Consider the following 12,963-nt stretch of genomic DNA (forward strand, 5'->3'; position numbering starts at 1 on the left):
TTGTCGTTGTCTTCACATAAAGAAATGTTTATATCTGCATTTGATATCCGAACATCCTACGTATCCGAGGACGCACCATGACCGTCGCCACCAATCCCTTGACTGATCTCCTTGCCGAAAAGGGCGTACTGCTTGCCGACGGCGCAACCGGCACCAACCTCTTCGCGATGGGCCTTGAGGCCGGTGAAGCACCCGAGCTCTGGAACGAACAGCACCCGGACCGGATCACGAAGCTGCATCAGGATTTCGTCGATGCCGGCGCCGACATCATCCTCACCAACACCTTCGGCGGCACCCGCCATCGCCTGAAGCTCCATCATGCGCAGGATCGCGTGCATAGCCTCAACAAGACGGCCGCCGAGATCGCCCGCGCCGTTGCCGACAACGCCGACCGCAAGGTCATTGTCGGCGGCTCCGTCGGACCGACAGGCGAACTGCTGATGCCGCTAGGCGCCCTGACCTATGAAGACGCCGTCGCCGCTTTCGTCGAGCAGATGGAAGGCCTGCAGGCGGGTGGTGCCGATGTCGCCTGGATCGAAACCATGTCATCGCCGGAAGAAATCCGGGCTGCAGCAGAAGCCGCCGCCAAGGTCGGCCTGCCCTATACCTATACCGGCTCGTTCGACACGGCCGGCAAGACCATGATGGGCCTGCATCCGAAGGACATTCATGCCGTCGCCACCGATATCGGCGAAGGGCCGCTCGCGGTCGGTGCCAATTGCGGTGTCGGCGCTTCCGACATCCTCTCCAGCCTTCTCGATATGACCGAGGCGGACGCTTCCGCGATCGTCATCGTCAAGGGCAATTGCGGCATTCCCGAATATCGCGGTGCCGAAATCCATTATTCCGGTACGCCGCCGCTGATGGCCGATTATGCCCGCCTTGCCCGCGATGCCGGCGCCAAGATCATCGGCGGCTGCTGCGGCACCTCCTGCGGCCATCTCGCCGCCATGCGGGAGGCGCTGGACAGCTACGTAGCCGGCCCTCGCCCGACGCTGGAAACGATCATTGAACGGATCGGTCCCCTGCGCAACAAGACCGCCAACGAAGGCGGCGCGGCCCCGGCTCGCGAACGTCGCAGACGATCCTAAGGAAAAAGAAAGCCCGGTTGCCGGGCTTTCTTTTTTCATTCAAGTGCTTCCACAGGGATCTTCGCTCGGCCGCGTCTTCAAAGTATGCCGAAAGTGAGCCGGCGCCTGCAGCCTCTATTTCTCACCACCGATAGCGCGCCCCTCGATGAAATGCGGGACAATGCGGCTATCGAACGCCTTCAACGCCGCGCCGATCGCCTGGTGCATATCGAGATAACGGTAGGTGCCGAGTCGCCCACCGAAATGCACATTCACCTCTGCCTCGGCGCGCGCGCGATAGCGCAGGAAGATCTCCTTGTCTTGACGCGTGTCGATTGGATAATAGGGTTCATCGACGCGCTTCGCCGATCGTGAATATTCCCGCACAATGACCGTCTTTTCGATCTGATAGCTTCGCTCGGGATTGAAGTGGCGAAATTCCAGGATACGGGTGTAAGGGGTCGTCTCGTCGGCATAATTCATGACCGCCATCCCCTGGAAATCGCCGGTATTCAGCGTCTCCTTCTCGAAGTCGATGGTACGCCAGCCCAGCTCACCCTCGGAATAATCGAAGTAGCGATCGATCGGGCCGGTATAGACGATCGGCAGATCGGCCGGCAGCGAGGATTTCAACGAAAAGAAATCGACATCGAGGGCGATCTGGATTTTCGGATGCTTCAGCATCCTCTCGAAGATTGCGGTATAACCGTCGACCGGCAGGCCTTCATATTTGTCGTTGAAGTAGCGGTTATCGAAAGTGTAGCGGACCGGCAGGCGCGTGATGATATGTTCGGGCAGGTCGCGCGGATCCGTCTGCCATTGCTTGGCCGTATAGCCACGGATGAACGCCTCGTACAAGGGCCGGCCGATCAGCGAAATCGCCTTCTCTTCCAGATTGGCCGGATGGCGGCCGGCCATTTCCGCCGCCTGATCCGCAATCAGGGCCTTCGCCTGGTCGGGTGAAAGGCGCCGGTTGAAGAACTGCGAGATCGTTCCGAGATTGATCGGCATTGAATAGACCTGATCGCGGTAGGTCGAATAGACGCGATGCTTATAGTCGGTGAAAGCGGTAAATCTGTTGAGATAGGTCCAGACCACTTCGTTCGGTGTATGGAAGAGATGCGCACCATAGCGGTGAACCTCGATCCCGGTCTCGCCGTCGAACTCGCTATAGGCATTGCCGCCGATATGGCTGCGCCGGTCGATCAGAAGCACGTTCTTCTGGAGCTCGTTCGCGACCCGCTCCGCGATCGTCGCGCCGTAGAAGCCGGCACCGACGATCAATAAATCTGTCTTGGAAAAATCAATCATGCTCTAAAACTCTCGCTACCACCGAATCTCGGTCGCGGCCGCAATCGAAGGTGCCAAACGGAATTGGATATATCAGGGTGACGGCGGCGCGAATCTGTCGGCGGCATTTGGAAAAATCCAGGCACGCTACCAGACGCCGGCATATTTCAGCGGCGTATATTGATACGTCCTGAAGAGTGCAGCCTGTTCTTCCACCGCTGCATTAACGTTGTAGGTCGCGCCTAGCGGCCGCGTGTGAGCGACGGAAATGGCATCGATAATCGCCATGCGCGCCGCCGGCCGCCCGAGGAATGACGGCCAAAGATGGTCGAGACCGTATCCGGATTCGACATCCTTCATGGACTCGATGCAGATTTGCAGCGCACGCCGCGAGAAGACCGGGCACATGATTTCGACGAAACCCTCGAAACGCACGACGCTGTTGGGTCGCTGCACCGTCAAAGGATGATTGGGATAAGAGCCTGGTCCCTTTTTGAGGGACGGCTGTGCCAGATCCAGACCATGCTTGTGCGACAGGTGGAACATCCTGTTAATGTCCTCGCCGTCGCACAGCAGATCGTCATCCGGCAGCCAGATTCGCTCATAATTCCAAAGCGGGCTGCCTTGATGGAAGAGGTCGTAGATGATCTTGAACTTCTTGGTCTTCGGCAGATGCGCCAGATATTCGTAGGGGCTATCGGAAACTTCCGGCGTCTCGGCACCATAATAGCCGATGCAGAGATCCCAGTTGCGCGAGGCATCATCGATCTTTTCAAACCAGCGCGGATGGAGCGACTTCGAACCAGCGGGCACGACAACGAGATTGGGACGCCTTAGCCCTTCCTGCGGCTGCACGAGGAACTTGGCCTTGCGCTCCACACCTACGGGCGTTGAAAACAGCGGATGCGGTGGGTGATCGGCCGGCACCAGCAGATAGGTGCTATCGACACCTCCAATAACGCCCCGGCCCGCCAATGCCATGAGATTGCCGTCCTCGATATGGGCAGAATCGAAAATGACCGACGGCAGCCCATCTCTGTCGATCAGGCAAAGCCGACCGGCCATCACATGCCAGAAATCGACGGCGGGATCGAAATAATTGCCGATCATGCCCTCAGGCGCCAAAACCATGAAGCGAGAGAATATCCCGCGGTTGACGTCGCCAAGGCTCCAAAATGTGCCGTTCAACATGTCCTGGGTCAGCGGCGGCGCATCGGACCATTGTATCTGGCTCGCCGGATGCACTTCGTAGGCGGGCTTATGCAAGCTGTTCGCTGCCAATGACATGTGGACTGTTCCCTAATTCCGAACCCCAGGTAACGGCCCGATCCGAGGAAAGCAGTCAGACGACATGGCTCCCGGAGATTCGCTCGCGATCGAGCTCGTTTGATCGGCACTTTGGCCACCATTCCTTTTGCGAAGCTTGTGCAGGAAATCAAAGGCCGCCTGCCGCCGGGAACACCGTCGCCCAGAACGCATTTCGAGCAATCCAGCCTCGCGAAAGTTGGTCAGCATAATCTCGGGGCTGGGATTTCTGTGCGGGGGACAATCGCGCGTTCAGAATATTGCCAAGAACGTCGGTGCTCGGCGGACACGAAGGTCGGTCGTGTCGTCCGTCAGGTCGAGACTAAGAACCACTCGTCTCTTTTACGGTAGCAGAAGATGCATCAGAAGAAAAAACTGGCCATAATCATCGAAGTCGATAGCTTCATCGGCGACATATTCCAACATCTGTCGAAGACCTACGAAGTCATGGCCATACAGCCGAAGACTATCAAGGAGATCGAGACCGCTGTGGAATGGGCCGATATCGTCTGGTTCGAATTCTGCAACGAGCTCTTCGTCCATGCGATCAACCAAAACATCAAGCGGCGCGGCAAGCGCGTCATCGCGCGCTGGCATCGCTTCGAGATCGTCGAATCGAATTTTCCCGATCGTATCGATTTCGGCGCCATCGATGATCTGATTCTGGTGTCCCATGACATGCTGCGTGTCCTGAAACTCAGGGCACCCCAGGTCACCCAGAAAACCCGTACCCACGTCGTGTGGAACGGCCTCAATCTCGACAAGTTCAAGCCGATCCCTTCGCTCGACAAGAAGAAGATCGCCTGGGCCGCCAAGCCCTTCATGCGCAAGAACCAGCCGCTGTTCCTGCAAATCATGCACTCGCTGGTGAAGCGCGATCCTTCCTACACGCTGCATGTGGCCGGCGAACAGGAAGAGTACGTCATGATGCCGTACCTGAAGCGCACGACGGAAAAGCTCGGCCTTACCCGCAACGTCTTCTTCCATGGCTGGCAGCGCAACATGCCGGCGTTCCTCGCCGACAAGGGCGTGATACTGTCGACCTCGGTGCACGAGAGCTTTGGTTATAACATCGCCGAAGCCATGGCTGTCGGCGCCCTGCCGGTGATCCATGATTATCCCGGTGCGGAAGAATTCTGGCCCGACGAAATCCGCTTCTCGTCGGTGGATGAGGCCGTCGAAAAGATCATTGCCGGTCAGACCCACCAATGGACCCAATATGTCCACGAGAAATTCCCGCTCGCCAAGCAGCTGCGCGAACTCGATATCGTCATGGGCGACCGGGTAGCCGAAGCACCCAAGACCTTGAATTGGGCATCCCTGGAACAGCAGGCCGGCTCGCATATGAAGCGGCCCGTTCCGCTTTGGTTGGCGCAGCGGCCGGCTGCCGCACATCAGGCCCAGCAACCCGCACCTATTCCGCAGGCCATATCGGTGCAGCAGGTTCGCGAAGCCATGCCGGTTGCCGAGGTGGCGATGCAGCCGATGCAGCAGCCCTATCCGACACAGCCGCAGCCCATCCCGGCGCCATCTGTGGAGCGACTTGCCCCCGTTACAGCGCTGGAACAGCCGATACGTCGATCGGAAGCTGCGCCTTCCTTTGACTCCACCGGCTATTGGGAAGGCCGTTACCGCAGTGGCGGCAATTCGGGTGCCGGCTCTTATGATGTGCTCGCCAAATACAAGGGACAGTTTCTAAATAGCTTCGCCCGGAAGAAAGGGCTGAAATCCTTCGCGGAGATGGGCTCCGGCGACGGCAATCAGCTGAAATACTTCTCGTTCGACCGCTATACCGGCTTCGACGTCTCCAAGACGGTCATCGAACGCACGATGATGATGTACAGGGATAAGCCGAACTACAATTTCGTCTGGCTGGGCGATCAGTCGCTTGACTGGGAAATGCACGAGGACGCCTATGACTGCGCCTTGTCGCTCGACGTCCTCTACCATTTGGTTGACGACAATATTTACGTCAATTACCTCGACCAGCTCTTCTCCCTGCCGCAGCGCTATGTGATTATCTACGCCTCCAATTTCGACGGCCCGGATATTCGCGGCGCGTCGCATGTCCGGCACCGCAAATTCACGGCGGACATCGCAAACCGGTTCCCGCAATGGAGCCTGCTGAAGCTCGTGGAGAACCCATACAAGTTCAAGGAATCGACTGAAGCGGATTTTGCGATCTACAGCCGCGACGAATTCGAAAACGCGCTGGATCTGAACGAGCTCGACGCCATCAGATGAACCAGCCTGAAATGGAAGAGAGGCGCCGCGGTCATTTCGCGGCGCCTCTCTTTTTTATTGCGAATACGGCAGGTGAAGAAGGTTATCTTAGCCGGCTATCTCGGCGTCTTGCCGAGTATCAAATGAGGGGCCTGCTTCAGCCTGAGCGCGATATCCGCAGTCTCGAACGACTGCCTGCGCACGTTCTCATAGTCAGCTTGGCCATACTCTTCATAGCATTGCCGAACCAGCGCGAAAAAGCGCTCCCTGAGATCGAACGGCAATTGCGGGTAGATCCAATCGAGCAAATCGAACTTGCTGCGAAGGAACCACTGGTAATAGGCCTCTTTCATCCGCGGCAGGCGCGCAAACAGCGCTTCCACCTCTGCAAAGGCCTTGAAGACCTCGAAGCGCTTTTCGGTGAAGACATTGGTCAGCTGCGCCCTGTCCTGATAGACGCGGTGGCCGATGAGATAACGATTCATCATGCCGATCTTCCGGGCGTGCAGATAGATATGCCAGTGAGCATAGATATCGTTATGGACGCGGGTCTCCGAGAAGCGGAGACCCGTTTCCCGGCATAGCCTGGCGCTCACGATCTTGTTCCACGGGAAATTCACGGTGAACAGCAATCGCCCGCACTGGTCGAGTGTAAAAACACCTATGTCGGTATCGCCGACCAGCTCCCGCCAGGCATCGTTGTCGATCGGCAGCATCGGATCGAGACGACCGTTCCTCTCGGTGACGTAGCGATAGCGAAACACCATCACATCGCAGCCGTTGGCTTCCATGTGATACACGACTTCATCGATCGAGCGATGCGCTACCATGTCGTCGGCGTCGAGAAAGTAATAATAGTCGCCGCGGGCGGCGGCCATGCCGGCATTCCGGCTGTACCCCGCCCCGCCATTTTGCGGATTGCGCAGCAGGCGCACCCGCTGATCGCGCTGAGCATGTCGCTCGACAATCATCGCGGTGGCATCGGGAGACATGTCGTCGACGACGATCACCTCCAGGACGGCACGATTTTCCAGAACCGCGGCAATCGTTTCACCGATGGATTCCTGCGCCTTATAGGCGGGAATGATGACACTGACTTTGCTCACAGGGTCTCCTGATACTGACATGGACGCCAAACCCTGGAGGTATCGGTTGATCCATGTGCCTCGGGCTATCCGGCCATTTTCTAGGAAGAGGCAACCTCGAAAACGGCAATCGCTTCCTGCCGGGATTGCGGGATGCGCTGGCTGGAGCATAAAGAGCGGAACTTGCACTGAACTGGAGCATGGGCAATTCCCACAATCGGATCGCTCAAAACTCTCCAGCCCCGCGAAAGCAATCCCGCTTATTCATGGATCAAAGTCCGTGCATAGAATCGCGCTGATGCCTCGTGGAGAATATCGATGTCTTCTGCCCAAGTCCCCGTCCTTTCGGTCTGCGTTCCGACCTATAACCGTCAGTTCATGCTCGAGCGGAACGTCAATTTCCACCTGGAGGAATTTCGCCGGCTGGGCCTCCCTTTCGAAATCGTCATTGTCGACGATTGCTCGACGGATGAGACCGCAGCCTACATTCAGTCGATCTCGCATCATCCGGAAATCAGCGCCTATCGCCGGGCGCGAAATTCCGGTTTCATCAGCAACTACGCTTTTGCGATGCAGAGAGCCCGCGGCCATTACGCGGTTTTCCTCGGCGACGACGATTTGCTGATCCCGGAAAAAGTCGTCGAATATCTTCGTATCATGGTGGACGACAAGAATATCGGCATGATCCAGGCGCCGTGGCTCCTCGTCGATGGCCGGCCTGGCGGCGGCGATATGGAACCCTTCTATCACCTCTCCTATCCGACGCGTCACGCCAAGGGTGATTTCCGCTCGATGCTGGAATTCATTCTCGACCGTCACATCTTCCCCGAATTCATGATCATCCGGCGCGACGTTCTGTTGAAATCAATTTCCAGCCCGACGCCGTTCATCTTCTGGGCATTCCTCTATACGACCCGCGCATTGGACAAGGCCGACGTGCTGTTTATGCCGGAGCCTTTCGCGCGCGTGACCGCCGTTTCAGACGATCCGCGCCTGCAGCAGGGCAACAAGGAATGCATGTTCCAATGGGATACCTACAGAGGCGGCCTCGAATACCTCGCCTCGCAGGCGCTGCGCGATAACCGCTATCCACCTGATTATCGCGGCTCGCTGATGCCTCGCATCACCGAATTCATGCTGCAGCGTCAGGCGGTCGCCATGCGCCTGCATGTCAACGCGCAGAACTGGGTCGAAGCCTATATCATGTATCACCGCATGGCGGCCTACCTGCCGACGCCATTGCCGCCGGAATCCTATGATCAGATCCGCAAGCTGGCAGGCATCTCCACCGCCGCGACGGAAGCGATCGCTTTCAATGAAGAACCCGTCATCATCGAACCGATCATCGACGACGCCACGATCAACCTTCTCCCGCAGTCGATCCGGCAGCATCTCTCGAGGGAAGCGCCGCAGACCGGCAGCTATGGCGGCAAGCCAAGGGCCTATCTCCGCTTCACCGAGGATTTCCCGGCCAATCCGGGTCCGAAGGACGGCCTGTTCAGCATCATGACCTATATCGATCAGTTCGTCTGAGACTTGATAGCTATGACCGAGGGCTCCGCGACGCACTGCGGAGCTCTTCGCATTTCCGGCGCGTCTTAGCCCGGCAGCATTTCCGTCACTGCAATGATCGGCCCGAGCGGAAACAGGCTGTCACGCCTTTGCCATTCCGGGATATCGAGGCTGGAGATGCTGCCATCGAGAAACAGCGCATTCGGACATTGCAACTCGTCGCGAAATAGCGTCGCAAAGTCGTGGAAACGCACCGCGCCATCGGAAATGGCGAAGACGACCTTGCCGTCAGAGGTAACGCCCACGCCGTTTCGTGTCTTCAAGCTCGGACTATCCGCCAGAAATGACGGATGAAGTCTGCCGCTGATGACCAGCATCGGGCCGGACTGCGTCGCATAAAAAGGTTTGATGCCGGAAGCGGCGAAAGCCTTGCTTTCCATGATCCCGGCCTTGCCCGCCCCGAGATAGAAGACCCCGTTCGGCAGGAGATGAAAGTTGCCCCAGCCCTTGTTGGTGTTGATCGCCTTCACCTCACGTCCATTCTCGACGAAGAGACCCACGGGAGACTGGTCGTCGAGATACATGCCGCCATTCATGGCGAAGCGCACATAGATGCGATCCTGACGCAGATCATTTTCCAGGGCACGGAAAGAGCCATAAGGCTTGCCGTTGCGATCGTTCTGAAAAATCTGAATGTCGTCGCTGACCGCATCGAAAGTGCAGACCGTATAGCCATCCCCGAGATGCTGGACCTTGCGGCAGGCTTCGCCGGCCGACGCGGTGGCGGCAAAGGCAAGAACGGCAAGAATGACCATCAATCGAATCAATCGCATAGCCCCGTATCAATAACACAGGCTTCAGAACGCATCGCAATGCGGCGAAACAAGGAAGGCGTGAGACCTAAAGCTGGAGTGCAGCCATATGGAATGCAAGCTGTTCGGCGGGATAACGATAGTTGGCTCCGACCGGGCAGGCATTGCGTGAAAGGCAGCCGCCGGCCATGCAGCCGGCCTGTCCTTGCGGTGTGCGCAAATGCGACCGGCAGCCTGAAAGATCAAAGCCGGCTGCCGCTATCGCCCCAACGGGACAGGCGGCAAGACAAGGTTTCTCCACACATAGATCGCATGGATGCGGAGAAAACGGCGACACCTCCATTCCTTCCAGCACGTCGGCAAATCCCAATGCGCCGCGATATCCGTGCCACAAACCATAGTCCGGATGGATCAAGATGCCGAGCGGCGACGCTTTCAAGCCCTCGGCCTGCATGGCCCATCGCTGGAACGGTTGCCAGGGCGGATCCGACGGAAAATAGGCCGTGGCCCCCAGCCCGCTTGCGACCGGCCGGATAATCGCCTTCGACCAGTCGTCGAGCGGATCCATGGATATCCTGTTGTCGGGCATATCTCGCCAGGCCGAAAACGCCGGCCAGATCGAGCCGCCGATATTGCCGAGCAGGATGACGCTGCGTGCAGGCATGCAATCCGTCAGCAATGGCCCCTCGCCTTCATTGAAAGACAAGCTGCCACGAACGAAAACTCCGTGGACGCCGAGCGCCGCACGGAGCTGTTCGAAGATGGCAGGGCCGCGGCTCACCGTGGCCCCTTATATTCATAGTGCGGCCGCCAGACTTCCTTCTGGATGAGATCGGCAACGCGTGTCGCACCGCCTTGCTCCCTGGCGGCCTCGGGCTCTCTTCAGGTGAAGGCGTCCGGCATCGAGTCCTTGCGCTTCTGGATATAGGCGAGAAGAGCCTCGTCGATGGCCGGATCGAGCGGCGGCGCTTCGTAATGATCGAGCCAGGAACGGCAAAGCGCGTTGGCGCGCTGCTCGATGCGTTTCTGACCTTCGATCTCCCACTGTTCGAAGGAGTTGTTGTCGGCGAGCGGCGAGCGATAGAAGGCCGACTGGAAATTCGCCTGCGTATGGCCGCAGCCGAGATAGTGGCTACCCGGTCCGACTTCGCGAATGGCATCCAGCGCCTGGCCATTTTCGGAGAGATCCACGCCTTCGGCCATCTTCTGCATCATGCCGAGCTGGTCCTGGTCGATCATGAATTTCTCGTAGGAGGAGACGAGCCCCCCTTCGAGCCAGCCGGCCGCATGCAGCACGAAATTCGTGCCCGCCAGCAGCGTCATGTTCAAAGTGTTGGCCGATTCGTGCGCCGCCTGCGCATCCGGCACCTTCGAGGCGCAGAGCGAACCGCCGGTACGGAACGGCAGACCGAGACGGCGGGCAAGCTGTGCCGCGCCATAGGAGACAAGCGATGGCTCCGGCGTCCCGAAGGTCGGCGCGCCCGACTGCATCGAAATGGATGCGGCGAAGGTGCCGAACAGAACAGGCGAGCCCTTGCGGATCAGCTGCGTGAAGGAAGCGCCGGCCAGCACCTCGGCGAGAATCTGCGTCAGCGTACCTGCAACCGTCACTGGGCTCATGGCGCCCGACAGGATGAAGGGCGAAACGACCGAGGCCTGATTGTGCCGCGCATAGACCTTCAAGGCGCCGAGCATCGTTTCGTCGAACACCATCGGCGAATTGGCATTGATGAGGTTCAGCGTTACACAATTGTTTTCAACGAAATCGTCGCCGAAGACGATCTTCGCCATGGCAATCGTGTCTTCAGCACGCTCCGGTGCGGTGACCGAGCCCATGAACGGCTTGTCGGAATATTTGATATGGCTGTAGACCATATCGAGATGGCGCTTGTTGACCGGGATATCGACAGGCTCGCAGACCGTGCCGCCGGACGAATGCATCGACGGCGCCATATAGGCGAGCTTCACGAAATTGCGGAAATCCTCGATCGTCGCATAGCGGCGGTTGCCTTCGAGGTCGCGCACGAAGGGCGGGCCGTAGACTGGCGCGAAAATCGTCGCCTTGCCGCCGACATGGGCGTTGCGGGCGCTGTTGCGCGCATGCCAGGTGAATTCCTTCGGCGCGGTCTTCAGAAGCTCGCGGCAAAGGCCCTTCGGAAAATGCACGCGCTGGCCGCGTACGTCGGCACCGGCTTCCTTCCAGAGCGCCAGAGCTTCCGCATCGTCGCGAAATTCGATGCCGATTTCCTCCAAAACTGTATCGGCATTGCGTTCGATGAGCTGCAGGCCCTCTTCGTCAAGCACTTCATAGACGCCGATCTTACGGGTGATATAGGGGAGCGAAGGACCTGGCCCGCCGCCACTGCGCGAAGCGCGCCGCGCCGCCGCACCCCTGCCCTCGCTGCGCGAACGCCGTCCGCCGCCATCATTGCCTGCAGCCGGTTGCTCAATCATATCGTCCATGATGTTTCCTCACTCCTGCGCATGGATGCGTCTATCAGGCCCCATGCTACCTGATTCCGACAAGCGGACGTTCCTTAATGCGCCAGCAATTAGCATAGGACAGACATCGGCTGCTAATATCAACTGTTCTTCGTCCGTCGCGATTGTTCCGTGCGACGTCGCATTCAAAAAGAGTTTTGGCGGCCTTCCGGTCTATCCGTAATGACGGCAGTGTTTTATACAAGTCTCTGATGCTGCACGAAAATGGGATGGAGCGCATGTCTGACGACGAAATCATTCTCTCGGAACTTTCTGATGAAGAGCTCGTGCAGCAGATGCATGACGACCTGTATGATGGCTTGAAGGAAGAAATCGAGGAAGCCACCAATATTCTCCTGGAGCGCGGCTGGGCTCCTTACGATGTTCTGACCCAGGCGCTGGTCGAGGGCATGCGTATTGTCGGCATCGACTTCCGCGACGGCATTCTCTTCGTTCCGGAAGTGCTGCTTTCGGCCAATGCGATGAAGGCCGGCATGGCGATCCTGCGGCCGCTGCTGGCACAGACCGGCGCACCAAAGCTCGGCAAGATGGTGATCGGCACCGTCAAGGGCGACATTCACGACATCGGCAAGAACCTTGTCGGCATGATGATGGAGGGTGCCGGTTTCGACGTCATCGACCTCGGCATCAACAATCCGGTCGAAAACTACCTCGATGCCATCGAGCGCGAACAGCCCGATATTCTCGGCATGTCGGCGCTGTTGACCACGACGATGCCCTACATGAAGGTCGTCATCGATACGCTGAAGGAAAAGGGCCTGCGCGACGATTACGTCGTGCTCGTCGGCGGCGCGCCGCTGAACGAGGAATTCGGCAAGGCGGTGGGTGCTGACGCCTATTGCCGTGACGCTGCCGTGGCGGTGGAGACTGCCAAGGAATTCATGAAGCGCAAGCACAACAGCCTGGCTGCCGGCGCCTGATTGCAAGAAACTGAGTGCCGGCGACAATCAACGGGTTGCCGCCGGCACATCGGTATCCCAAATTAGCTATTGAGCCGCCTTCTTGACGGTATGACCGGCGTCCTCGGTTGCGTTCACCGCATTTGCGGTATCTCTGCCCACGCCACGTATAGTATTGGCGCAAGAGGCAAGCACCATGAGAACGACGCAGGCGGTGGCAATTTTCGTGAGTGTCGGTGCAGTCATGATTGGGAACCCCCTCTGA

At 58.3% G+C, this 12,963-nt stretch carries 11 protein-coding genes; 4 read left to right on the forward strand and 7 right to left on the reverse strand.

The window, feature by feature from the left end; genetic code table 11:
• Positions 1-77: 77 nt before the first annotated feature.
• Positions 78-1,091, forward strand: coding sequence for a betaine--homocysteine S-methyltransferase (gene bmt / locus I8E17_RS09140; protein ID WP_069613160.1), 1,014 nt, complete (start codon positions 78-80; stop codon positions 1,089-1,091).
• A gap of 114 nt (positions 1,092-1,205) precedes the next feature.
• Here the strand turns inward: bmt and glf are convergent, their stop codons facing one another.
• Entirely contained in the window at positions 1,206-2,381 is a 1,176-nt protein-coding gene (gene glf, locus I8E17_RS09145) for a UDP-galactopyranose mutase (RefSeq protein WP_069613161.1), read from the reverse strand.
• A 126-nt stretch (positions 2,382-2,507) separates the two neighbouring features.
• Positions 2,508-3,647, reverse strand: coding sequence for a DUF707 domain-containing protein (locus tag I8E17_RS09150; RefSeq protein WP_069613162.1), 1,140 nt, complete (start codon positions 3,645-3,647; stop codon positions 2,508-2,510).
• 375 nt (positions 3,648-4,022) lie between these two features.
• Between I8E17_RS09150 and I8E17_RS09155 the strand changes: the two genes are divergently transcribed.
• Entirely contained in the window at positions 4,023-5,909 is a 1,887-nt protein-coding gene (locus tag I8E17_RS09155) for a glycosyltransferase (RefSeq protein ID WP_069613163.1), read from the forward strand.
• Positions 5,910-6,004: 95 nt separating this feature from the next.
• Here the strand turns inward: I8E17_RS09155 and I8E17_RS09160 are convergent, their stop codons facing one another.
• Complete coding sequence (locus tag I8E17_RS09160) at positions 6,005-6,994, reverse strand: glycosyltransferase family 2 protein (protein WP_069613164.1); 990 nt, start codon at positions 6,992-6,994, stop codon at positions 6,005-6,007.
• 297 nt (positions 6,995-7,291) lie between these two features.
• On the opposite strand from I8E17_RS09160, the gene I8E17_RS09165 reads away from it, so the two are divergent.
• Positions 7,292-8,506: a glycosyltransferase family 2 protein gene (locus I8E17_RS09165; protein WP_069613165.1), complete on the forward strand. Its 1,215-nt coding sequence runs from the start codon at positions 7,292-7,294 to the stop codon at positions 8,504-8,506.
• Positions 8,507-8,571: 65 nt separating this feature from the next.
• Here the strand turns inward: I8E17_RS09165 and I8E17_RS09170 are convergent, their stop codons facing one another.
• The 3 genes from I8E17_RS09170 to I8E17_RS09180 all read right to left on the reverse strand — a co-directional run bounded on the left by I8E17_RS09170 (position 8,572) and on the right by I8E17_RS09180 (position 11,760).
• Positions 8,572-9,300 (reverse strand): phosphodiester glycosidase family protein, encoded by a 729-nt coding sequence (locus I8E17_RS09170; protein WP_176728015.1) that lies wholly within the window; start codon positions 9,298-9,300, stop codon positions 8,572-8,574.
• Positions 9,301-9,385: 85 nt separating this feature from the next.
• Positions 9,386-10,078: a 4Fe-4S dicluster domain-containing protein gene (locus I8E17_RS09175; protein WP_069613166.1), complete on the reverse strand. Its 693-nt coding sequence runs from the start codon at positions 10,076-10,078 to the stop codon at positions 9,386-9,388.
• Between the two features lie 101 nt (positions 10,079-10,179).
• Entirely contained in the window at positions 10,180-11,760 is a 1,581-nt protein-coding gene (locus tag I8E17_RS09180; protein ID WP_069613167.1) for a trimethylamine methyltransferase family protein, read from the reverse strand.
• A gap of 257 nt (positions 11,761-12,017) precedes the next feature.
• Between I8E17_RS09180 and I8E17_RS09185 the strand changes: the two genes are divergently transcribed.
• On the forward strand, positions 12,018-12,719 hold the full coding sequence (locus tag I8E17_RS09185) for a B12-binding domain-containing protein (protein ID WP_069613213.1): 702 nt from the start codon (positions 12,018-12,020) through the stop codon (positions 12,717-12,719).
• A gap of 66 nt (positions 12,720-12,785) precedes the next feature.
• Here I8E17_RS09185 and I8E17_RS09190 read toward each other — a convergent pair whose 3' ends face one another.
• Entirely contained in the window at positions 12,786-12,944 is a 159-nt protein-coding gene (locus I8E17_RS09190; RefSeq protein ID WP_083258188.1) for an entericidin A/B family lipoprotein, read from the reverse strand.
• Positions 12,945-12,963: the final 19 nt, after the last annotated feature.

The organism is Rhizobium sp. AB2/73, from assembly GCF_020871915.1.
In the GTDB taxonomy this organism is placed as follows: domain Bacteria; phylum Pseudomonadota; class Alphaproteobacteria; order Rhizobiales; family Rhizobiaceae; genus Rhizobium; species Rhizobium dioscoreae.